The organism is Bradyrhizobium sp. UFLA06-06, assembly GCF_054820065.1.
Map to the genome: position 1 here is coordinate 13,561 of NZ_JADFUD010000035.1, position 22,823 is coordinate 36,383.

The following is a 22,823-nucleotide window of genomic DNA, read 5'->3' on the forward strand; positions in this document are numbered from 1 at the left end:
CCGTCTCGGGCCGCATGGTTCCCGAGCGATGCGGAGCATCGTCCGGAGACGGCGCTGACGCGCCTCCTCACCATGAGGGCCGATGACAGGCGGAACCCTAACCATTGACGCGCTCGACCCGGGCGACGACGGCCTTGGCGCGCAACTGGGCGATGATAGCGCTGAGATGCTTGAGGTCATAGACCTCAAGATCGATGGTCAGCTCCGTGAAGTCAGGCGATTGGCGCGACATGTGGATGTTGTCGATGTTGCCGTCGTGCTCGGCGATCACGGTCGCGATCTGGGCGAGGCTGCCGGGCTCGTTGACATTGTGGACCAGGATGCGCGCCGGAAAGCGCTGCGGCATGGTTTCGTCGATATCCCAGCGCACGTCGAGCCAGCGCTCCGGCTCCTCCTCGAAATCCTTCAGCGCCGGCGACTGGATCGGATAGATCGTGATCCCCTCGCCCGCCGTGACGATGCCGACGATCCGGTCGCCCGGCACCGCGCCGCCGTTCGGCGCGAACTTCACCGGCAAGTCGGAATTGATGCCGCGCACCGGGATCACCGAGGTGGCGCGCGCCGGATGCGGCGGGTTCTGCGTCTTCAGCTTGGCGGCGAGGCCCTTCTTGGCGCCGTAGCGCACCAGCCGCTCTTCCTTGTAGTCGGGATACATCGCGCGCGCGACGTCGGAAGCCTTGATCTCGCCGCGCCCGACCGAGGCCATCACGTCCTCGATCGAGGTGCGCGCGAGCCGCGGCAACGCACCCTTCAGCTTGTCGTCGGCATATTCGATCTTGGCGCGGGCAAACAGGCGGTCGACGATGCGGCGGCCGAGGCCGGCATACTGGTCGCGCACCGCGTCGCGGGTGGCGCGGCGGATCGCGGCCCGCGCCTTGCCGGTGCGGGCGAGCGCTTCCCAGGCCGACGGCGGCGCCGACTGCGCTTTCGAGGTCAGGACCTCGACCTCGTCGCCGTTCTGCAGCTCGGAAGACAGCGGCGCGAACTTGCCGTTGATCTTGCAGCCGACCGCGCTGTTGCCGACGCCGGTATGAACGGCATAGGCGAAATCGATCACGTTGGCGTTGCGCGGCAGCGCGATCAGCTTGCCCTTCGGCGTGAAGCAGAACACCTGGTCGTGGAACAGCTCGAGCTTGGTGTGTTCGAGGAATTCTTCCGGATTGGCGCTTTCCGAGAGGATGCCGATGGTGTGGCGCAGCCAGGCGAAGGCGTTGGACTCGTGCTTCATCCGCTCGTGCGGCGAACCCGCGCCCTCCTTGTAGAAGGCATGCGCGGCGATACCGAACTCCGCGATCTGGTTCATGTCCTCGGTGCGGATCTGCAGCTCGACGCGCTGCTTGCCCGGCCCGATCACCGTGGTGTGGATCGAGCGGTAGTCGTTCTGCTTCGGGGTCGAGATGTAGTCCTTGAAACGGCCCGGTACCACCGGCCAGGTGGTGTGGACGATGCCGAGCGCGCGGTAGCAGGCCCCGACATCGTCGAGGATGATGCGGAAGCCGTAGATATCGGATAGCTGCTCGAAGCCGACCGACTTGCGCTCCATCTTGGTCCAGATCGAAAACGGCTGCTTGCGGCGGCCGAACACCCGCGCGGTAATGCCGTTCTTCTGCAGGTTCTTGGAGAGCTGGGTTTCGATCTCGCCGATCAAATTGCGGTTGCGCTCGGCCAGTGAATCGAGCCGCTGCTTGACCACCGCATAGGCCTCGGGATCGAGCACGAAGAACGACAGGTCCTCGAGTTCCTCGCGCATCTCGTGCATACCCATGCGACCGGCCAGCGGCGCATAGATATCCAGCGTCTCTTCGGCGATGCGGCGGCGCGAGGCCGGTGGCACGAATTCCAGCGTGCGCATGTTGTGCAAGCGGTCGGCGAGCTTGATCAGCAGCACGCGGACATCGTCGGCGATCGCAAGCAGCAGCTTGCGCAAATTCTCGGCCTGCTTGGCCTCGCGCGACACCAGTTCCAGCCGCTTCAGCTTGGTCAGGCCCTCGACCAGCGCGCCGATCTCGTGGCCGAACACATTGTCGATCTCGGCCCGCGTCGCCTCGGTGTCCTCGATCGTGTCGTGCAGCAGCGCCGCCACGATCGTGGCGTCGTCGAGCTTGAGGTTGGTGAGGATCGCGGCGACCTCGAGCGGATGCGAGAAATAGGGATCGCCGGAGGCGCGGGTCTGCGTGCCGTGCGCCTTCATGGCGTAGACATAGGCGCGGTTGAGCAGGTCTTCGTTGGTATCGGGGTTATAGGAGCGGACGCGCTCGACGAGGTCATATTGTCGCATCATTCGCGTCCGCGGCTTGGCCGGCCTTTCCGCCGTGGACGACGTCGGCGCCACCGCGACCGTTTCGGTTGCAGCCTGCATCTGGATGGAACTGCGGCGTCGATACGCCATGAACTCGCTGCCTCTCGCGCGGGACCGGAATGTCCCACCTTTCTACAATCTAGTGCGCTTTCGAATGAAGCAGCACCCCGCGCGGGCCCTGGAACCATTCAATTTCGCGCGTCCGCATAGGACGCACCGTAACAGCAAAATTGTCAACAAAAGCAAAGGCCCGGAGCAATGTCCGGGCCTTCGGTAAATCGGTTCGAAACGACGGCGAGCTTACTCGTCTTCCTCGGGCTGCTCCTCCGGGGGCGCCAGACCCTCGAGGCCCTTCAGCAGCTCTTCCTCGGTCATCCGCTCGACCGCGACCTCGGTGTCGTCGGCGTCGACGCTGGCACCGGCGGAACCGATCAGCGGCACGGTGTCGGGCTCGGGCTCGTCGACCTCGACGAACTTCTGCAGGGAGTGCACGAGCTCCTCTTTCAGGTCTTCCGGCGAGATCGTCGAATCGGCGATCTCCCGCAGCGAGACGACCGGATTCTTGTCGTTGTCGCGATCAACCGTGAGTTGCGACCCCGACGAGATCATCCGGGCGCGATGCGCGGCCAACAGGACGAGGTCGAAACGATTGTCGACCTTGTCAATGCAATCTTCGACGGTGACGCGAGCCATCTCGAGGCGCTCCGTGGTAAAAGGGACCGAACATGTAGGTTATGAGGGTTAGTTATAGGCCTAGCCCCCGTTTCGCAAGGTAAAATTTGTGATTTGCCTTCCGAACAGGCTCTGATAACCCGGTCTGACGGGGGCCAGAAGGGCCGGAGCGTCTGACGACATGGCCAGGTTGCTGTCCCAGGCGAGTAAATCTCTTCATTGCAATGTCAAGGGTCTAGGCTTTTTGCCCTCGCCTCACCATAATTGCGGTGGTGACTGTCGTGGGGAAAGATTCACAGAACTTTAGGCAGCAACGCCGGAAATTGCGCGCGGTTGATCACCGCCGCGCTAAGAACACTAACAACCACGCGAGAACACTTTGATGTCGTCACCTGTTTCCAACAAGATCGCGCTCTTCATCGACGGAGCGAATCTTTACGCCACCGCTAAGACGCTGGGCTTCGACATCGACTACAAGCGCCTCCTCAAGGAGTTCCAGAGTCGCGGCACTCTGCTCCGTGCGTTCTACTACACGGCGATCATCGAGGATCAGGAGTATTCGTCGATCCGCCCGTTGATCGACTGGCTCGATTACAACGGCTACACCGTCGTCACCAAGGCGACCAAGGAATTCATCGACGCCAGCGGCCGTCGCAAGGTGAAGGGCAACATGGACATCGAGCTCGCCGTCGATGCCATGGAACTCGCCGAGCACATCGACCAGATGATTCTGTTTTCCGGCGATGGCGACTTCCGCTCGCTGGTCGAGGCCGTGCAGCGCCGCGGCGTTCGCGTCACGGTCATTTCCACCATCGCCAGCCAGCCGCCGATGATCGCCGACGAGCTACGCCGCCAGGCCGACGTCTTCACCGACCTCGTCGAGCTGCAATCCAAGCTCGGCCGCGATCCGTCGGAACGTCCGGCCCCGCGCGAACCGCGCCACCACTCCCCGCAATTCCTGCAGCGCGCGACCACCATGGCCCCACGGGGAGCCGATGACGATTTCGACGAGTAACCTCGTCACCGCTGCCACGCGCCCCGACAGCAACTGTCCGCTCTGTCCACGGCTGGCCGAGTTCCGCGCGCAGGCGCGCGCACGCGAGCCGGGCTGGTTCAACTCACCGGTGGAATCGTTCGGCGATCCGAATGCGCGGCTGTTGATCGTCGGGCTCGCGCCGGGTCTGCAGGGCGCCAACCGCACCGGCCGTCCCTTCACCGGCGACTACGCCGGTGATCTGCTCTATGCGACCCTGCTCGAATATGGCTTCGCCAGCGGCGTCTATCAGGCGCGGCCGGACGACGGGCTGAAGCTGGTCGACGCCCTGTCTCTTATACACATCGTTCGTCGGCAGCGTCAGATGTGTATAAGAGACAGCGAATCGACTCTCAAGGCGCTGGATGTTCGCTTGGCGGCCGCGCCTTTTGTGCACGGTGCCGTGCATAGTGCAGGCAAATTCAAGCTCTACGACAGCTACCACTGCTCGCGCTACAACACGAACACCGGCGTGTTGACGACCGATATGTTCCGCAAGGTGTTCGCGACCGTGCGCAAGGAGCTCGGCTAGCAAACGCGACAGCCTTGGGCGGAGGCATGCACAATTTCGGAATATTAGAAATATATCCCTGAATTGCCCGACGTGTCAAGTTGCCTGGTCGAACGCCGGCCGCCGCCGGCTACGTTGCATGGGGTTGTTCTCGATATTTTGGCAGCGTGACCTGCGGCGGCCCCATCACATCACGTTGCGCTAGTCCCTCCGCGGATTGGCCTTCAGCCAAGCCAGCACGTCGCCGGCGTTCCGGTCGGGCGGGAACACCGGGTAGAACACGTGCGTGATGCGCGCGTCGTCGATCACAAGGGCGAGCCGCTTGATCAGGGTCAGGCCCGCCACCGACATGGTCGGCAACTTCAACGTGTGCGTCAGTTCCAGCGCTTCGTCGGACAGCACCGGAAACGGCAGATGCAGGCGCGACGCCATCTCGGTCTGGTACGCATTGCTTTGCGTCGACAGCCCGAACACCTGGGCAGCACCGGCCGCCTTCAGCTCGGCAAACAGGTCGCGGAAGGCGCAGGTCTGCGGCGTGCAGCCGCGGGCGCCAGGGATCATGTCCCAATCGTCGACCAGCCCGATCTTGCCTGGCTCGCCGGTTCGCGGATAGGCGAACACCACGGTGCGGCCCTTGAGCGCCGACAGCGTCACCGCGGTGTCGTCGGTGGCACGCAGCCGGACCGGCGGGATCGTCATGCCGACGAGGTGCGCCGCGGCGCCGTCATCCGTGGGCGCCGGGATCTTGCTCCAGTCGACATCGGTAAGGCTCGGTTGAGTCATGGCCCAAATCTCCATCCACCGTCATCGCGAGGAGCCCGCGACAAAATTGCGGAGCAATTTTGCGCTGAAGCGACGAAGCGATGACGACAAATCAACCGCCCTACCCGCGCGCCCGCATCAGGCGGCCCTTCTCGCGGCTCCAGTCGCGCTTCTTCTCGGTCTCGCGCTTGTCGTGCAGCTTCTTGCCCTTGGCGACCGCAAGCAGCAGTTTGGCACGGCCGCGCTCGTTGAAATACAGCTTCAGCGGAATGAGCGTCATGCCCTCGCGGTCGACCGCTCCGAGCAGCTTGTTGATCTGCTTGCGATGCAGCAGCAGCTTCCGCGGCCGCTTCGGCTCGTGGTTGAAGCGGTTGGCCTGCAGATATTCAGGAATATTGGCGTTGATCAGCCACAGCTCACCGTTCTTGGAATCCGCATAGGATTCCGCGATCGTGCTCTTGCCGCTGCGGATTGATTTCACCTCGGTGCCGGTCAGCGAAATGCCGGCCTCGATCGTGTCCTCGATCGCGTAGTTGAAGCGGGCCTTTCGGTTCTCGGCAACGACCTTGATGGGACGTTCGTTCTTCTCGGCCACTTTAGCTCTTCTTGAGGAGGTCGCGGATTTCCGTCAGCAGCACGGCCTCGGCGGACGGCTTCGACGGCTCGGCAGGCTTGACCTCTTCCTTGCGCTTGAACTGGTTCATGGCGCGAATGACCATGAACAGCACGAAGGCGACGATCAGGAAGTTGAGCGTCAGCGTCAGGAAGTTGCCCCAGGCCAGCACCGCACCCTGCTTCTTGGCGTCGGCGAGGTTGGTTGCGTTGACGGCCTTGGAAAGCCCGGTGAAATAGTTGGAGAAGTCGAGACCGCCCGTGATCGCGCCGATGATCGGCATGATGATGTCGCCGACCAGCGAGGTGACGATCGCGCCGAAGGCCGCACCGATGATGACGCCGACGGCGAGGTCGACGACATTGCCCTTCATGGCGAACTCGCGGAATTCCTTCAGCATGCCCATCCCCTTCTGTTCGACATTGCGCACGGCACTGGTCGCGGCGGCAGCGGTCCGGCTCAGTTGATCAGGCCGGCATGCACCATGGCGCTGCGGACCGCCTGGCGGGTCGCTTCGGTGACCGGCACCATCGGCAGGCGCAGCTTCTCGTCCAGCTTGCCGAGCAGCGACATCGCGTACTTCACCGGCGCCGGATTGCTCTCGATGAACAGGTTGGTGTGCAGCGGCATCAGCTTGTCATGGATCTTCAGTGCCGTGGTGACGTCGCCCTTCTGCCAGGCGGTCTGGAACTCCGAGCACAGCCGCGGCGCGACGTTCGAGGTCACCGAGATGCAGCCGTGGCCGCCATGGGCCATGTAGCCGATGATGGTGGCGTCCTCGCCGGAGAGCTGGTTGAAATCCTCGCCCATCGCGGCGCGCTGCTGCGAGACCCGCACCATGCTCGCGGTGGCGTCCTTGACGCCGGCGATGTTCTTCAGCTCGAACAGCCGCTTCATGGTGTCGACCGACATGTCGATCACCGAGCGCGGCGGGATGTTGTAGATGATGATCGGAATGCCGATCGCATCGTTGATCGCCTTGAAGTGCTGATACATGCCTTCCTGGGTCGGCTTGTTGTAGTACGGCGTCACGACCAGCACCGCGGTGGCGCCGGCCTTCTCGGCGTGCTCGGCGAGCTCGATCGCCTCCTTGGTCGAATTCGAGCCGGCACCGGCGATCACGGGCACCCGGCCCCTGGCCTCCTCGATGCACCATTCGACCACCCGCTTGTGCTCGTCGTGGCTCAGCGTCGGGCTCTCGCCTGTGGTGCCGACCGGCACCAGGCCGTGGGTGCCCTCGGCGATCTGCCAGTTCACGAGGCTGCGGAACGCCGCTTCGTCCACCGAGCCGTTTTTGAAGGGCGTCACCAAGGCAGTGAATGATCCCCGGAATTTTGTCTTGGCTGCCATGGACTTCCTCCAAACGCTTCAGGCTAAAGGCTAGGTCGACGGACCCTTGTTGGTGGCGTGCTTCACGTCCGTGCGACCGGCACCCGGTTGTTGCGAAACGCCATGAAAGGCAATTCATATCGGGTCTGGCCGACAGGCGAAAGGGCCGTACCGTACCTATTCCCAACGGTAATCTGCGGCGCGCGAAATCGTTTCCAGCCGCGATTTTGCCGTTGTGCTGGCGCAAACAGCCGCACCGGCAGGCTTCTTAGTATTTTGTGTACGTTTTCAATCAAATAAGAACCCATGGCCCAAACGACCAGATGATTCGGGGCCGCAGAGGACTTCTGTGATCCGTTCCGTTCGCGCAGGCACATTGCGGTCGACGGCGCTGGCGACGAGCCTGGCGCTCGTTGTCGGCCTTGCCGCCATCACGGCCGATGCCTGGGCTGCCGAGGATGCTCCAACTGCAAAGCCGGCTGCCCAAGACACGGCCTCCAAGAGCGCCGCCTCCAAGACCACGCCGAAGTCCACGGCTCCGAAGGCGGCGGCTTCAAAGCCAACGGCAACCAAACCCGGCGCCAAGACTGATGCGGCCAAGACCGACTCAGCCAAGACCAGCGCTGCCAAGACTGAAACTCACAAGACCGAGGCTCACAAGACAACGTCGTCCAAGTCCGGCGCGGTCAAGACAGACGGTGCCAAGGCCGCTCCTGCCAAGACCGAAGCTCACAAGCCAACGGCTCCGAAGACCCCGGAATCCAAGGGCACCACGTCCAAGACCAACACATCCAAGACCACCGCGGCCAAGCCCGCCGCTCCGGTTGCAACGGGAACTGTATCGAACAGGTCGGTGCCCGCGCCCGCACTGGTTCCGGCAACCCGCCAGCATGCCGCACCGATCGCGCGCAAGCCGGTGCTGCCTGCGGCCGTAGCCGCGACATCCTCGACGTCGCAGTCGGACAAGGAAGCGCTTGCAAGCGTCGTCGAGCTGCTGCGCAAGCGCAAGCCGGCGGACGCCACCGAGGCCGAGGCCTCGATCTCCGATCCGGTCGCGCGCAAGCTTGCCGAATGGCTGATCCTGCGCAGCGAGGACAACGGCGCCTCGGTCGAGCGCTACCGCGCTTTCCTCGATGCCAATCCGAGCTGGCCGTCGCAGACCTTCCTGCGTCGCCGCATCGAGGCCTCGTTGTGGGACGACCGCCGCGACGACTCCGCGGTCTGGACCTGGTTCCAGAATGAATCGCCGGTCTCGGCCAAGGGCCGGCTCGCGCTCGCCAAGGTGATGATCGGACGCGGCGACCGCGGCAATGCCGAGCGCCTGGTCCGCGAGGCCTGGCGCAACGACGGAATGAGCGAGGACACCGAAAACACCGCGCTCGACCTGTTCGGCTCGCTGCTGACTGCCGGCGACCACAAGGCACGCATGGACACCATGCTGTACGGCACCGACAACGAGGCCGCCGGCATGCGCGAAGCCAAGCGCCTTGGCTCCGGCTACGTGGCGCTCGCGAAGGCACGCATCGCCGCCACCCGCAAGGGTTCGAACCTGCGCGCGCTGCTGGAAGCCGTGCCGAGCGAGCTCTCCGGCGACACCGGCTATTTGTTCGCCAGGATCCAGTTGCTCCGCCGCGAGGAGAAATTCGCCGAGGCCGCGCGGCTGATGCTGAGCGCACCGAAGGAAGCCTCCCGCCTCTACAATGTCGACGAATGGTGGATCGAGCGCCGGCTGCTGGCGCGCAAGATGATCGACACCAACGAGTTTCGCACCGCCTATCTGATCGCGCGCGACGCGGCGCTGCCGGCCCGCGACATCTACAAGACCGAGCAGGAATTCACCTCGGGCTGGATCGCGCTACGCTTCCTCAACGATCCCGCCCTCGCCGCCCAGCATTTCGCGCGGATCGGCGTCGGCAGCGCCAACCCGACCGCGCTGGCGCGTGCCGGCTATTGGCAGGGCCGCGCCGCGGAGGCCGCCGGCCGCGGCCAGGAGGCGCGCGCCGCTTACGGACGCGCGGCCGAGCAGTCCACCAGCTATTACGGCCAGCTCGCGCGTGCCAAGCTCGGCCTGCCGCAGATCGAGCTGAACAGCGCGCCGCGCGGCCGCGGCGCCGAGCGGCTGGAGATCGTGCGCGCGGTGGCGCTGCTCTACGAAATCGACGCGCGCGAGCTCGCGATCTCGATCTTCGGCGACATGGGCGACAATGGCGATCCGGAGGCCCTCGCCGGCCTCGGCGAGCTCACCGCGCGCCACGGCGATGCCCGCGGCATGCTGCTGATGGGCAAGGCCGCGCTCAACCGCGGACTGCCGTTCGACCACTACGCCTATCCGGTCAACGGCATTCCGTCGTTCCGCCAGGTCGGGCCGGAGGTCGAGCAGAGCGTCGTCTACGCGATCGCGCGCCAGGAGAGCGCGTTCAATCCGGCGGTGGTGTCGCCGGCCCAGGCCTACGGCCTGATGCAGGTGACGCCGGACGCCGGACGTTACGTCTGCAAGCGCGCCGGCATCGGCTTCGACCTCAACCGGATGAAGACCGATCCGGTCTACAACGCGATGCTCGGCGCCGCCGAGCTCGGCGGCCTGCTCGAGGACTACCGCGGGTCCTATATCCTGACCTTCGCCGCCTACAATGCCGGCCGCGGCAGCGTGCGGAAGTGGATCGAGCGCTATGGCGATCCGCGCGATCCCAAGGTCGACGCGGTCGACTGGGTCGAGCTGATTCCGTTCTCGGAGACGCGGAACTACGTCCAGCGGATCATGGAAAACCTGCAGGTCTACCGCGCCCGGTTCGGCGGCGGCACCAAATTGCAGATCGAGGCCGATTTGCGCCGCGGCGCCAGCGTGGAATGAGCCGGCGCAACCGGTTTTCAACAGGCTTGGCGCCGGGCGCTCCAGTCCCGGCCCAATGTCAGGCTAATATATTGTTATATCTTGCATTTTTAGCATCCAGGCGCTCCGACGCCTGCCGATTGGCGCGGTATATGAAGGCTTGGGGACGGCCGGCGGCCGAGCTGCCCTCAAATCACCTTGGCGCAATCTGAATCTGCCGCTTGCGGCTCAGCGCCCTCTCGGGCATATCGGCGCCATTGGAGACGTGGCCGAGTGGCTGAAGGCGGCGGTTTGCTAAACCGTTATAGGCTTGTAAAGGCCTATCGAGGGTTCGAATCCCTCCGTCTCCGCCATACTCATTGTTGTCCAGCCCGGAGACATGGGTAACAGGTCGTACCTAAGACATGGGTGACAACCTCGTGCCGAGCGGGTTGTCGAGGGGTTGCAGGGTTTTCTGCTCCAGGTCGAAGTATTCCAGATCATAGTGCATGAAGCTGACGAGCCAAATGCCGGCCCCTGGCCTGGACCGGTCGTCACCTCCGCGTGAATGAAACATCATTCCCGGCGCCGCGAAGCGAGCGCGCAACAAACCGCGCCCACGATCCCTGCATTGTTTTCTTTCACCTGAACATTTCCGGGGTAAGGCCATGCAGCAAGACAGTGGCATCCAATTCCAGGATCTCGACCAGGTTCTGCGTAACGCCCAGCTTCGCCGATCCGCCGACGTTGGCTTCTGGCTGCGACAGCGCTTCCCATCCAAAGCAGGCAGGCTCGTCGTCGCAACTTCGCTGGCTTGCATGGTTGTTGCGCTGGCGATCGTTGCTGCCCCGCGGCCGGTCTCAAGCGCTGCGCTCGGCAGCGAGTGGCAATGCAGCAAGGCGGCGTTTGTTTTGACGACCTGTCGTCAAGCCGACCCTGCGCGCTCATAACAATCGGCCGCATCGGGGGGCGTACGGCAACAACGTCAATTGACATCGGTGAAACCATTGTCCGGCGACTCCGTAGCTGGAGCGCCGGCCTATTTCTTCCATTTTGGCACTACGGGCCGGCTGGGGCCGTTCGGTCTTTCCCAGTCACGAACGGCCTCACTTTTAAGTCCATCTCTGACCTGCGTCAGCTTTCCCTCGGCTTGATTATTTGGCATCAAATGAACATGCAGCGTGCTCGAAGAATCCGCCGGCCGGTCGGGATCGGGCTGAGGGCGAAGAAATAAATGGATGGCCCAAGTCACGTTCTCAGGTTAGCGATCTGTTTCGCGCTGGTTCTCGTTCTGCCTGCTGCGCAGACGCCGCCGACGCAGCATTCGCGTGACGAGTGGCGTGTGGTTGACAAGGAATGTCGCGACGTCTTGCCTCCGCAGGCAAAGATACGGGCATGTCTCAACCTGCTGAGCGATCGACGCCTCCCGACCGCCTATCTTGCGTCGATCACCGGCGAAATATCGAGCACGTTCCAAAGCTTGCGGGATTACGGCAACGCCATCAAGTACAAGAAGATCGAAATTGAACGCACCTCGGCGAGGCAACCTTCTTCGTCGGGTGAAGCACTTCCTGCCAGTCTCGGTGCGATGTCTCTGCGTTACACGGAGCTCGGGACACTCCAGACACTCAATCGCCAAACCAACTTCGGCAGTCAGTCGGATGAAGCCCGCCGAGGCGCCACTGAGGAACAAAATAGCTACAACCTTGCGCTTCAGTACAACCCGATGAACTACAGGGCATATAGATACCGGGCTGAAATTCGCAGCCAATTCTGCGACAGCGCGTCCGCCGCTCAGGACATGGAAGCAGCGGTTAGGTTTGCCGAACAGGCAGGAGATCAGGACGCCGCGCGAGACTTCAAGCGTGTCACGCTAGGTGCTTGCGTTCCGGCTTGGCGGCGAGACTAGTCAGTGAGATCTACCAGACGTCGTCACCCGGTGGCATACCCCGCGCCGGACCGCCCCCGACCGTATTCCTACGGACCTGCGACTGGCAGGCAACTTGCGATGTATCCGTCAATAGTTCGGCGCCGCTGTTCTCGATGTGCCGAACTCAGACATTCGGAGCACGCAAATGAACATGCATCATCGTTTTGAGACAGCTCGCGGACGTGGCGGACGAGAGTCGACGGTCAGCAAGATGCTGTCCGATCTCATCCTGGCCTGCCAGCAGATCGAAGCCGATATCGCGACCGAAGAAGCGCGCGCGGGAATTTACGACCGATCGGACGCGAGGTATCCGATTTTGGCAAGGTCGCTCAATGAGCGGCACGCCAATCTCAAGGGAACGATTGCCACACTCGAAAAGCGCGTCGCCGAGAGATCTCAGCACAAATTGGTCACCGACGCCGCATAGCTCGATCTTTGACCAACTTCCTGTACGCTGGCAGAGCGACCGATGCGATGAAGCATCAGTGCGGGCGCTGACCGACATCAGCCGCTGCCGCGGGCGGATGGATCGAGGTTCCGGTTCTCGCCCGGCGGGATCGGGCCAAAGCCCGGATATCGGTACGAGCTCGGAGGAGCCATCTGCTCGCTTGGGCGGATGATGAAATGCTGCCGCACGCGCCTGTGATGCGCAGTTGCGGCGTCGGCAGCCAGGCTCGACAGGAGCACAAGCGGCAACGTCAGGACCAGGGAAATACGTAAGCATACGCGCAAGGCAACACGCATCGTGATCACTCCGTCTCACCGAACAGGTGATCGCCGAGCGTAGCGCCCTATTCTGCCCTGGCCTCTCACATGCGATCAAAACAGCGAGATCGCCAATCCATGACTTGCGGGTTATCGCGAATCGCAGGCCGTCTTGACCGGCCGCGGCAAGGCCTGCGCGCAGGCGACGCCGAGCAGCGCGAGGCCGCCGCCGATGACGTGGAATGGCCTGACCGGCTCGCCCAGCATCACGATCGCGGCCGCGGCCGTCAGCATCGGCAGCAGGTTCATGAAGATCGCGCAGCGGTTCGGGCCGAGCTGCGCGACGCCGCGGATCCAGAGAAACGGCAGCACGACCGAGGCCAGCGCGCCGGCATAGACGATCAGCGGCCAGGTTTCGGCGTTGACCTGCCGCAGCGGCGCCGGCGTCGCGAGGAAGGCGGGAAACATCACGGCCAGCGCGCACAGCGCCTGCATGTAGGTGGATTGCCATCCAGTGATCGGCAGATTCCAGCGTTTCAGCAGCACGCCGTACAGCGCATAGACGATCGCGGCCAGCAGCATCAGCGCGTCGCCCGCATGCACGCCGTTCTGCAACAGCGACGACAAGTCGCCGCCGCTGACGAGATAGACGAGGCCCGCAAATGACAGCGGCGCGCCGCATATCATGCCAAGCGTCGGCGGTTCGCCGAGCAGCGCGGCACTGAGGGCGACCGTCAAGAGCGGCGTCAGCGCGGTGAACACCGCCATGTTGGTCGCGGTGGTGGTCTCGGCCGCCAGATACGACAGGCTCTGGAACAGGCACATCGCAAGGAAGCCGAGGATCGCGAGCGGACCAAGATGCGGCCAGATCGCATGGCGATTACGCAAGGCGCCGCGCGCCACGAACGGAGACATCAAGAGCACCGCGACCAGCAGGCGATAGAAGGTGATCGCCTGCGGACCGATCGTGTGCGCCGAGAGGCGAGAGACGATGACGTTGCCTGCCCACAGCACGATGGCAACGAAGGGATAGAGAAGTGCAGCTTTTGACTTGAACATGACCCGGCAGCGCGTTGGTGAAGATCACACCAGCAACTACCTGTCGCGCCCAAGTCCGTCTCACGCTAGACTGACCTCACCTAGCGAGATTGGGACATGCGAGATGAAGACGTGTTGGACGAGCTGATCACACGGCACCTCGACTATCACGCCACGGCGCGGCCGATGGCGGCAATGGAGATCGACTATCCGAGCGGCGCGTCGACCGGCCTGCACGCGCATCCGCGCGGCCAGTTGCTCTACGCGATCGAAGGCGTGATGGTCGTGCGCTGCACCGAAGGCACCTGGGTGGTGCCGCCCAATCGCGCGGTGTGGCTGGTGGCCGATCTCGCGCACGAGGTCCGGATGTGCGGCGCGGTCAAGATCCGCACCGTGTTCGTGGACGCCGACGCGGCTCCCAATCTGCCGCAGGCCAGCTGCGTGTTCGCGGTCTCGCCGCTGCTGCGCGAATTGTTCGTCGCCGCGATGTGCGTCCCGCTGGACTATGCGCCCGCGACCTCCGACGAGCGCCTGATGCGCGTGCTGCTCGACCAGCTGCGCGAAGTCGATGTGCTGCCGCTGCATCTGCCGATGCCGCGCGACGAAAGGCTCGCACGGGTCTGCGCCGCGCTGGTGGCCCGCCCGGACGATGGCTCCACAGCCGAGCAATGGGCACGCCGGCTGAAGCTGACGTCGAAGACCATCCATCGTCTGTTCGCCAGGGAGACCGGCATGACGTTCGGCGAATGGCGTCAGCAGGCACGTTTGCTGTTCGCGCTCGAACGCCTCGCGCGCGGCGCGCGCGTGGTCGATGTCGCGCTCGATGCCGGCTATGCCAGCCAGAGCGCCTTCACCGCGATGTTCCGCAAGCATTTTGGCGTGCCGCCCAACGCGTTCTATCGGTAAGCCGCCCACTGCAGCTGTGCTCCCTCTCCCCGTTCTTACGGGGAGAGGGTTGGGGTGAGGGGCTCCATCCGCGTATCCTATGATAGCTGCGTTTGCGGAGGCTCCCCCTCACCCGGATCACATTGCGCTTCGCTCCATGCGATCCGACCTCTCCCCGCACACGGGGCGAGGTGAAGCAGAGTCCGTTGCTCGACCTGACATAGTCTCGTCGCGCTTTAGTGCTCCGCCGCCGACTGAGCCTCCGGTCCCAGCATCCATTCCCTGAACGCCGCGATCTTCGGAAGCGACTGCCTGTTGTCGGGACAGACGAGATAGTACGCGAACTCCTCCAGATGCGCGGTCTCGAGCAGCTGGACCAGTTCACCGCCCGCGATCTCATTTGCCACCATCGCGGCCGGCAGCAGGCCCGCGCCCTGCCCTGTCAGCACGGCCTTGAGCAGCAGGCCGCTGTCATCGAACGAGGGTCCGCGCGGCGTGCGAACCTCCGCGATGCCGTTGGCCTGAAACCACAGGCTCCATCCCTTGCGATCGGCGTCATGCACCTGCGGCCAGCTTGCGAGCGCGCCGGGAGATGCCGGTCGCCCGAGGCGCGCCACCAGTGACGGCGATGCGACCGCCACCATCTCCACGGTGACGACGCGGTCGCTGCGCAGCCCCGGATAGCGGCCAAGGCCGTGGCGCACCGCGACGTCGACGCCGCTGCGCGAGAAATCGACCACTGTGTTGCTGGTGACGATCTGCAGATCGATCTCGGGATGCGCGCCCTGAAACGAGGCCATGCGGGGCACCAGCCAGGCCGACGCAAAGAACGGCGTGACGCTCACCGTCAGCGTACCGACATCGACGGATGCCGCGACGCGACGCGAGGCATCCGCGATCTGGCGAAACGCGTTGCGGATCGACGGCAGATAGTCGCGGCCGGCGTCGGTGAGATAGATGCCGCGCGGGACCCGCTCGAACAGCTTCACGCCGAGATCGGCTTCGAGCGTCTTGAGCATCTGGCTGACCGCACCCGGCGTCACGCATAGCTCCTCGGCCGCGAGCTTCACCGAGAGATGGCGAGCGGCGGATTCGAACGCCTTGAGCGCGTTCAGGGGTGGAAGCCTGCTTTCCATGGTTTAGATTTTCTAATCTTAATCGTCCAGCAAATCTGGTTTGCCAACTCGGCCTTCCGGGCGCTCTATCAGCTTAATCCAGTGCTGAAAGCCGCGTCAATGCAGAGAAAGTCGAACCATGGAACTTAGATTTTCTAACCTTCTTTACCGCTCCCGACGGCCCCACTTTCTTGATGGAGCCAGGCCATGACCGAGGTCGCAAACAAGCTCGGCCTCCGCGAGATCGCTGCGGGCGGCCAGACCAGCCCGCTCGTCGAGCGCATCAACGCGTCGCAAGCCGGCAGCCTGCCCGGCCTCCTGGACTTTCAATGGCTCGAAGCCGGACGCGGCCACATCCGCGGCCGCTTCGAGATTGCCGCAAAACACTTCTCGCCGCACGGGCTGCTGCACGGCGCAAGCATCGTCGCATTGGCCGATACCGCATGCGGGTTCGGCTGCCTCGCGTCGTTGCCGGATGGCGCCATCGGCTTCGCCACCGGAGAGTTGAAGACCAACTTCATCGGCGCCGCGCGCGAAGGCGGTTTGAGCTGCGAGGCGCGCCTCGTTCACGCCGGGCGCACCACCCAGGTGTGGGACGCCGAGATCCGCAGCGAGGCGACAGGCAAGACCATCGCGCTGTTTCGCTGCACGCAGATGCTGCTCTACCCGCCGGGCAAGCCCGGTGGTTACGCGGCACAGGGAGAACGATCATGAGGAATGCCGTCATGCACGCCGGTTATCAACGAACCAAGCCGTTCTACGGCTGGTACGTCGTCGCAGCAGCCTTCGTCGTCACATTGATCGGCTTCGGCAGCGCCTACACGTTCTCGTCCTTCGTCGAGTCCCTGCAGCGGGAGTTCGGCGCCTCGCGCGGCTCGGTGTCGCTGGTGTTCTCCTTCGCGGGCTTCCTGTATTTCGGCTTGGGGATGATCTCCGGTCCGCTTGCCGATCGCTGGGGCGCGCGCAGGCTCGCTGGCCTCGGAATGGCGCTGGTCGGTCTCGGCATGGTGCTGGCGGGACAGGCCCAGACCATCCTCCAGGTCTATGCCGCCTACAGCATCGGGATCGGCGCCGGAGTCGGCTGCGCCTACGTTCCGACCTTGGGCGCCGTGCAGCGCTGGTTCGTCAGGCGGCGCGGTTTTGCGTCGGGCCTCGCCGTCAGCGGGATCGGGGTCGGCACACTGGTGATGCCGCCGCTCGCGACCTGGCTGATCACGAGCCTCGGCTGGCGCGATGCCTATGTCGTGCTGGGCGTTGTCGCCGCCGTCGCCGGGATCGGTGCATCGCTGCTGATCGCGGACGATCCGCGCCGCTACGGCACCGGACCGGACGGCGATCGGCTCGAGACGGTTTCGGGCGCGCCGCTCCGCCAGGGCGTCTCGATCCGCGGCGCGGTGCGGACCGCCCGCTTCGCCGGGCTCTATGCCGCCTGCCTGATCAGCGCGTTCGGCGTGTTCGTGCCCTTCGTGCACCTCGTGCCCTTTTCGGTCGATCATCAGGTCGCGCCGACGCTTGCCGTGCTGCTGCTCGGGATGATTGGGGTCGGCAGCACGGCCGGCCGGTTCTTCCTCGGCGGCATCGCCGACCGCGTCGGCCGCGATGCATTCCTGGTCGCGATGTATCTCGGCATGGCCGTCTCGCTGGCGATCTGGGCAATCGCCGGCACCTTCTGGTCGCTCACGGTCTTCGCGCTGCTGTTCGGCCTGTTCTATGGCGGCTGGGTCGCGATCCTGCCCGCTGTGGTCACCGACCATTTCGGCGGCCGCAATGTCGGCGGCATCATCGGCATCCTCTACACCAGCGTCGCTGTTGGCACGCTGCTGGGCCCGAGTGCCGCCGGCTTCGCCTACGACATCAGCCACAGCTACTTCATTCCGGTGGCGATCAGTGCAGCCACCAACCTCGCCGCCGCCCTGATCGCAATGGCGACCATGCGAACGGCCTCGCCGATCGTTTCGGTTGCGCAGGCCTGAAGCCCCAATGACGGTCGGCGATCCCTGTGCTAGCGTTCAGGGATCACCTGCCCGATCGCTTCAAGACCTCCGTGATCACTCCGTTCGCCATGACCAATACCTGGACTTATCGGCGAGCGGACAGTGACGGCATCGTCGAGCTGGCGTCGTGGCGCGGCGCCGGCTCGCTTTGCCTCAAGCCGCATTTCCACGACGAGAACCAGATCGTGCTGGTGCTGTCGGGGTCGCGCGCCTTTCGCATCGGCGGCGCGACCGTCACCGTGCCTGCCGGCCATGCCGCGCTCATTCCGGCGGGAATGCTGCATGCGCCGATGACGATGTCGGACGGGGAAACGGTCTGCCTGAACGCCTACGTTCCTGCCGGCCGCGTCTGCTCATCGGTGTGGATCATCCGCTTCGGGCAGCGTTGGCGGAACCTCGACGAGATCTCGCCTGAGCACGTCGGCGAGATCGCCGACGACATCCTGTCGCGCGCGACGTCCCACCCCGCCGGGTGCACCGGCAGGTCGAAGCTCGGCATCGCGCTGACCGACAGCGTCGCGCCGATCGGAGCGATTGCCGCCGGCTTCGGGCGAAGCCGCGAAGGGTTCAGCCGCATGGTCAGCCGCGAGCTCGGAATCCCGCCGCATACCTTCCGCCTGCTGGCCCGCCTCAATCTTGCCCGGCAATTGCTGCGCGCCGGCGAGCCGATCGCAGCAGTCGCGGCCGATGCGGGCTTTTCCGACCAGAGCCACCTCACCCGGCTGTTCCGCCGCACCTTCGGCACGACGCCGGGCGTCTACTGGCGCGGCTGAACCGACGTCACAGACGTTCCAGACCGATTGGCGCGCCGCCCGCTAGCCTGCTCACCCTCAAGAGGGTGAAGGATGGATACCCAGACAAGTCTTCTGTTGCTGGCGGCCGGGGTCGCCGGAGGCATCATCAATGCACTGGCGGGTGGCGCGACGCTTATCACCTTTCCGGCGATGCTCGCGGCGGGCCTGCCGGCCGTCATCGCGAATGCGTCGAATGCGGTGGCGATCTCGCCGGGGCATTTGATCGCCGCGCTCGCCGATCGCGGCAAGCTGCCGCCGCCGACGCGGCGCACGATCAGTTTCGTCGTGATCGCCGCGCTCAGCGGCACAATCGGTGCTGGCATCCTGTTGCTGCTTCCAGAACGGCTGTTCGTCCTGCCGGTGCCGGCTCTGATCGCATTTGCAACGCTGTTGTTTGCCTTCGCGCCGCAGATCCAGGGATGGACCCTCGGGCGCGAGAGGGCCGCAGCGCTGCCCTCGACCGGCGCGAGCGGTGCTATCCTGGGATTGTCGTGCGTCTATGGAGGGTTCTTCGGTGCCGGATTAGGCGTCATCCTGACCGCGGTGCTGTCGATCACGGAGCCCAACGACATCAGGGCGATTAAGGCATTGAAGAACCTGCTCGCGACCTGCGTGTCGCTCGCTGCCACATTGATCTTTGTCTTGCAGGGAGCGGTGCGGTGGCCGGAGACCTTGGCGATGCTGCTCGGCGCCATGGTCGGCGGCTATGCCGGAGGTTTCCTGATCCGGATCCTTCCCGGCCACATCGTCCGGCAGTTCGTCATCGTGGCCGGAGCGCTGATGACGGTGATCTACGCGGCGCGATACTGGTTCTAGGTGGAGCGAGGGAGCCGAGGCTCCCATCGATATCGGTTGCCTTAGTGCGTCGTCATCCAGGCGCGGGCTTCACGCTGGGCAGCCGCGATCTCGACATCGGACATCTGCTCGGCGACTTCGCGGCGGTGCGCGATCGCGTCAGTACGTCCCTTGAGCGCCGCCAGGTTGAACCATTTGTGCGCCGCGATGAGGTTGACCACACCGGAGCGGCCGCTCGCCCAATACATGCCACGTTCGAACAGCACGTCCTGGATTGCCGTTGCGGCAACCGGGACAGCGCTTTCCTGATCGATGACCCCCTGAAACATTCTCATTCCCCTTTTTGTTGTTGGCCGCCCTCCCCCGAGCGCGGCCCCCGTCCACTGTTAAAACTACCCTGTCATTCCCGGGCTGATCTCTTGATCATGCCCCGCGATGATCCTTGGGATCACCGCGTGCCGGTTGCCGGCTTGTTGGGATGATCATGGCCCATCAAATTTGAAGAGCGGTTTAAGTATCGCGATGAACGGGATGTAAATCGGCGCCGCCAGGGGCGCTTCCAGGAATCGCAGAAGTGCCTGTGCCGCAGGCACTTCCTTGCATTCGTGAACGCCGGTTTACCCTGGTGCTTGGGACAACGATAACCATGGCGGACATTGGCCGCGGGCGCCGGCGGGTCCCGCCAGGCAATCAGTTTCGAAATTGACGGACGGGCGGCGCGACCAATTGACGAGCCGCGGAACGGCGTGCGGTCGGGTGCACAGACAAAAACAACGCGAGGCCGTCAGGCCCAACGTCGATCCGGAACGGGGATGGGGAAAGTGGCTGCCGGGCGCGGACTGCGCGGGCCGCCGGAACGAGGGGGTCGGCGAACACGTCAGGACCAGATTTCAGCTCGGCATTCTCGCCGGTGAAATTGCGGAACCAAGCGGGCTCCGCACCGAACGAAGAAATCTCTGTTTCTTCTGCCGGACCGGTTTTGGGAAGGTTGCCCTCTCCGAAATTCGATCCAGCCGTTTGACCTGATGTCTCGCCGACACCCTCTTTCGTCAGCCAGAGCCTTGGGGGTGGGATGTGCCTCTCAGCAGTCCGTCCGCTGGCTCTCGCGACGTGCCGGCGTCAAGCCGCCGGCAATCCTCTCGAGGCGAGAGGCTTACTTCTTCTTGGCGACCTTGCGGGTCTTCTTCGCAGTCTTCTTCACTGCGCTCTTCGCCTTCTTCGCCTTCTTCGCCTTCTTTGCCTTCTTAGCCATGTTGCCCTCCAGTATGTGAGATGGCTCTTACTTCGCTGCGTGCACTCGGGAATCGATATGCACTACTTCCCGAATACACCAACAGACCGAAAAAAACAGTGTCCCGCTTAAGGAAGTGTTGACGCAGCGCTGGCAGTGCGCACCGTGCGCGCCGCCGTTCAAATCGACGCGTCATTCGCGCGACGATGCAAGAAACGCAACGGCCGCCGACATCGGCATTTGTCAACGTTGCAGGAAACGCCTTCTGTTGTAGGCTTTTCTTGAATTCGCATTCGAGCGATCGACGCGCGACCGTCATTGCGTTGAGTCGCGAGCGCCGACGAAAAGCGGCGCGTCGCCGACGCCGAGTCGTAATTTTTGGCAACGAAAAAATTTTCGTGGGTAAGACGGGTTTTGCCTCGTTTGAGGTCATCCGAACCGGATTTGCGAACGAATCGCGGCTTCGGCGATTCGGCGCCGATGGCGCCGGCGCGCCGTGTACGGAGGGTGTGAGGCAGGATCACGCCGCGTTCACGCGCGCGCGACGACGCCGGAGGTGACGGCAAGGAAGCATGCAAGGGAGCATGATCCGGTTGGATCATGCGCCAAGGACAACATCATTGTCCTGTTGTTCAGATGCCGAGCTTCGACTTCAAGAGGTCGTTGACCGCCTGCGGGTTCGCCTTGCCGCCCGACGACTTCATCACCTGGCCGACGAACCAGCCGACCAGTTGCGGCTTCGCCTTCGCCTGCTCGACCTTGTCGGGATTGGCCGCGATGATGTCGTCGACCACCTTCTCGATCTCGCCGAGGTCGGTGACCTGCTTCATGCCGCGCGCCTCGACGAGCGCGCGCGGATCGCCGCCTTCCTGCCAGACGATCTCGAACAAGTCCTTGGCGATCTTGCCGGAAATCGTTCCCTCGCCGATCAGGTCGACGATCGCGGCGAGTTGCTCCGCCGAAACCGGCGAGGCTGCGATCTCGACGCCTTCCTTGTTGAGACGACCGAACAGTTCGTTGATCACCCAGTTGGCGGCGAGCTTGCCGTCGCGCGCCTTGTCGGCAAGACCCGACAGCACCGTCTCGTAGAACTCCGCGCTCTCGCGCTCGGCGACCAGCACGCTCGCATCATAGGGCGACAGGCCGAAGCCCGTAATAAAACGGGACTTCTTCTCGTCCGGCAGTTCCGGCAGCTGCGCCTTGAGATCGTCGACGAAGGCCTGGCTGAACTCGAGCGGCAACAGATCGGGATCGGGGAAGTAACGGTAGTCGTGCGCCTCTTCCTTGGAGCGCATCGAGCGGGTCTCGCCCTTGTTCGGGTCGAACAGCCGGGTTTCCTGGTCGATCGAGCCGCCGTCCTCGATGATCTCGATCTGACGCCGAGCCTCGTACTCGATCGCCTGGCCGATGAAGTTGACCGAGTTCATGTTCTTGATTTCGCAGCGGGTGCCGAACGCAGTCTCGCCGTAACGGCGCACCGAGACGTTGACGTCGGCGCGCAAATTGCCCTTCTCCATGTCGCCGTCGCAGGTGCCGAGGTAGCGCAAGATCGAGCGCAGCTTGGTGACGTAAGCCTTGGCCTGCTCGGCGTCGCGGATGTCGGGCTTGGAGACGATCTCCATCAGCGCGACGCCGCAACGGTTGAGGTCGACATAGGACATCGTCGGCGACTGATCGTGCAGCAACTTGCCGGCGTCCTGCTCCAGGTGCAACCGCTCGATCCCGATCGTGACGCTGCGGCCGCCGTCGAGCTCGAGCGACACCTCGCCCTCGCCCACGATCGGCGACTTGTACTGGCTGATCTGATAGCCCTGCGGCGAGTCCGGATAGAAATAGTTCTTGCGGTCGAACACCGAGCGCAGGTTGATCTTCGCATTGAGCCCGAGACCGGTACGCACCGCCTGGCGGACGCACTCCTCATTGATCACGGGCAACATGCCCGGCATCGCTGCATCGACCAGCGAGACATGCGAATTGGGCTCGCCGCCGAACGCGGTCGATGCGCCGGAGAACAGCTTTGCGTTCGAGGTGACCTGGGCATGGATCTCCATGCCGATCACGACCTCCCAATCGCCGGTGGCGCTCTTGATCAGCTTGTGCGGGGCGGCAGATGCGGTCATGGATCTCGGTTTCCGGATAAAGGATATCTGGGATGGATTGGGCTTCGCGCAACCAATCGCGCCAGTCAAGCCGCCTTGCACCTATGGACCCCCTCATGGTGAGGAGCGCGGAACGCGCGTCTCGAACCATGAGGCCCCGCCGGCGGCCTACATCCTTCGAGACGCTTGCTTCGCAAGCTCCTCCAGCG

The 22,823-nt window shown here is 64.0% G+C and carries 22 protein-coding genes and 1 tRNA gene; 12 read left to right on the plus strand and 11 right to left on the minus strand.

The window, feature by feature from the left end; all coding sequences use genetic code 11:
• Positions 1–97: 97 nt before the first annotated feature.
• On the minus strand, positions 98–2,389 hold the full coding sequence (locus tag IF803_RS26465) for a RelA/SpoT family protein (protein ID WP_028340980.1): 2,292 nt from the start codon (positions 2,387–2,389) through the stop codon (positions 98–100).
• 210 nt (positions 2,390–2,599) lie between these two features.
• A complete protein-coding gene (gene rpoZ, locus IF803_RS26470; RefSeq protein WP_016844003.1) occupies positions 2,600–2,992 on the minus strand; it encodes a DNA-directed RNA polymerase subunit omega in 393 nt (130 codons plus the stop codon).
• 361 nt (positions 2,993–3,353) lie between these two features.
• Between rpoZ and IF803_RS26475 the strand changes: the two genes are divergently transcribed.
• Both IF803_RS26475 and IF803_RS26480 read left to right on the plus strand, forming a co-directional pair.
• Positions 3,354–3,986: a LabA-like NYN domain-containing protein gene (locus IF803_RS26475; RefSeq protein WP_016844002.1), complete on the plus strand. Its 633-nt coding sequence runs from the start codon at positions 3,354–3,356 to the stop codon at positions 3,984–3,986.
• The gene (locus IF803_RS26480; RefSeq protein ID WP_461194053.1) at positions 3,967–4,536 is read left to right on the plus strand and encodes a uracil-DNA glycosylase family protein; all 570 of its coding nucleotides are present in this window, start codon (positions 3,967–3,969) and stop codon (positions 4,534–4,536) included. The genes IF803_RS26475 and IF803_RS26480 overlap by 20 nt, the downstream gene beginning before the upstream one ends.
• 180 nt (positions 4,537–4,716) lie before the next feature.
• Here IF803_RS26480 and IF803_RS26485 read toward each other — a convergent pair whose 3' ends face one another.
• From IF803_RS26485 to dapA, 4 genes are all read right to left on the minus strand, one after another.
• Complete coding sequence (locus IF803_RS26485) at positions 4,717–5,298, minus strand: peroxiredoxin (RefSeq protein ID WP_461194055.1); 582 nt, start codon at positions 5,296–5,298, stop codon at positions 4,717–4,719.
• Positions 5,299–5,398: 100 nt separating this feature from the next.
• A complete protein-coding gene (gene smpB, locus IF803_RS26490; protein ID WP_461194056.1) occupies positions 5,399–5,872 on the minus strand; it encodes an SsrA-binding protein SmpB in 474 nt (157 codons plus the stop codon).
• 1 nt (position 5,873) lies between these two features.
• Positions 5,874–6,290 (minus strand): large conductance mechanosensitive channel protein MscL, encoded by a 417-nt coding sequence (gene mscL / locus IF803_RS26495; protein ID WP_461194110.1) that lies wholly within the window; start codon positions 6,288–6,290, stop codon positions 5,874–5,876.
• A 59-nt stretch (positions 6,291–6,349) separates the two neighbouring features.
• Complete coding sequence (gene dapA / locus IF803_RS26500; protein WP_212061762.1) at positions 6,350–7,240, minus strand: 4-hydroxy-tetrahydrodipicolinate synthase; 891 nt, start codon at positions 7,238–7,240, stop codon at positions 6,350–6,352.
• Positions 7,241–7,568: 328 nt separating this feature from the next.
• Between dapA and IF803_RS26505 the strand changes: the two genes are divergently transcribed.
• From IF803_RS26505 to IF803_RS26525, 5 genes are all read left to right on the plus strand, one after another.
• Positions 7,569–10,070, plus strand: coding sequence for a transglycosylase SLT domain-containing protein (locus tag IF803_RS26505; protein WP_461194057.1), 2,502 nt, complete (start codon positions 7,569–7,571; stop codon positions 10,068–10,070).
• 238 nt (positions 10,071–10,308) lie between these two features.
• Positions 10,309–10,402: transfer RNA gene (locus tag IF803_RS26510), tRNA-Ser, on the plus strand.
• Between the two features lie 294 nt (positions 10,403–10,696).
• The gene (locus IF803_RS26515) at positions 10,697–10,978 is read left to right on the plus strand and encodes a hypothetical protein (RefSeq protein WP_304495638.1); all 282 of its coding nucleotides are present in this window, start codon (positions 10,697–10,699) and stop codon (positions 10,976–10,978) included.
• A gap of 284 nt (positions 10,979–11,262) precedes the next feature.
• Entirely contained in the window at positions 11,263–11,937 is a 675-nt protein-coding gene (locus tag IF803_RS26520) for a hypothetical protein (RefSeq protein WP_461194059.1), read from the plus strand.
• Between the two features lie 166 nt (positions 11,938–12,103).
• On the plus strand, positions 12,104–12,385 hold the full coding sequence (locus IF803_RS26525) for a hypothetical protein (protein ID WP_304495640.1): 282 nt from the start codon (positions 12,104–12,106) through the stop codon (positions 12,383–12,385).
• A gap of 428 nt (positions 12,386–12,813) precedes the next feature.
• Here the strand turns inward: IF803_RS26525 and IF803_RS26530 are convergent, their stop codons facing one another.
• Positions 12,814–13,722, minus strand: a complete 909-nt coding sequence (locus IF803_RS26530) for a DMT family transporter (protein WP_461194061.1) — start codon at positions 13,720–13,722, stop codon at positions 12,814–12,816.
• Between the two features lie 96 nt (positions 13,723–13,818).
• Between IF803_RS26530 and IF803_RS26535 the strand changes: the two genes are divergently transcribed.
• Positions 13,819–14,607, plus strand: a complete 789-nt coding sequence (locus IF803_RS26535) for an AraC family transcriptional regulator (protein ID WP_461194062.1) — start codon at positions 13,819–13,821, stop codon at positions 14,605–14,607.
• A 215-nt stretch (positions 14,608–14,822) separates the two neighbouring features.
• Here the strand turns inward: IF803_RS26535 and gcvA are convergent, their stop codons facing one another.
• Entirely contained in the window at positions 14,823–15,722 is a 900-nt protein-coding gene (gene gcvA / locus IF803_RS26540) for a transcriptional regulator GcvA (protein WP_461194063.1), read from the minus strand.
• A 186-nt stretch (positions 15,723–15,908) separates the two neighbouring features.
• Between gcvA and IF803_RS26545 the strand changes: the two genes are divergently transcribed.
• From IF803_RS26545 to IF803_RS26560, 4 genes are all read left to right on the plus strand, one after another.
• Positions 15,909–16,415, plus strand: a complete 507-nt coding sequence (locus IF803_RS26545) for a PaaI family thioesterase (RefSeq protein WP_461194065.1) — start codon at positions 15,909–15,911, stop codon at positions 16,413–16,415.
• Entirely contained in the window at positions 16,412–17,674 is a 1,263-nt protein-coding gene (locus IF803_RS26550) for an MFS transporter (protein ID WP_461194067.1), read from the plus strand. The genes IF803_RS26545 and IF803_RS26550 overlap by 4 nt, the downstream gene beginning before the upstream one ends.
• A 26-nt stretch (positions 17,675–17,700) precedes the next feature.
• Positions 17,701–18,468, plus strand: a complete 768-nt coding sequence (locus tag IF803_RS26555; RefSeq protein WP_461194068.1) for a helix-turn-helix domain-containing protein — start codon at positions 17,701–17,703, stop codon at positions 18,466–18,468.
• 72 nt (positions 18,469–18,540) lie between these two features.
• Positions 18,541–19,305, plus strand: a complete 765-nt coding sequence (locus tag IF803_RS26560) for a sulfite exporter TauE/SafE family protein (protein ID WP_461194069.1) — start codon at positions 18,541–18,543, stop codon at positions 19,303–19,305.
• 41 nt (positions 19,306–19,346) lie between these two features.
• Here the strand turns inward: IF803_RS26560 and IF803_RS26565 are convergent, their stop codons facing one another.
• The 3 genes from IF803_RS26565 to gatB all read right to left on the minus strand — a co-directional run bounded on the left by IF803_RS26565 (position 19,347) and on the right by gatB (position 22,635).
• Complete coding sequence (locus tag IF803_RS26565; RefSeq protein WP_018271956.1) at positions 19,347–19,613, minus strand: hypothetical protein; 267 nt, start codon at positions 19,611–19,613, stop codon at positions 19,347–19,349.
• Between the two features lie 1,081 nt (positions 19,614–20,694).
• Positions 20,695–21,117 carry a hypothetical protein gene (locus IF803_RS26570; protein ID WP_461194070.1) on the minus strand — a complete coding sequence of 141 codons (423 nt, stop codon included), beginning with the start codon at positions 21,115–21,117 and terminating at the stop codon, positions 20,695–20,697.
• Positions 21,118–21,147: 30 nt separating this feature from the next.
• A complete protein-coding gene (gene gatB / locus IF803_RS26575) occupies positions 21,148–22,635 on the minus strand; it encodes an Asp-tRNA(Asn)/Glu-tRNA(Gln) amidotransferase subunit GatB (RefSeq protein ID WP_461194072.1) in 1,488 nt (495 codons plus the stop codon).
• Positions 22,636–22,823 lie beyond the last annotated feature (188 nt).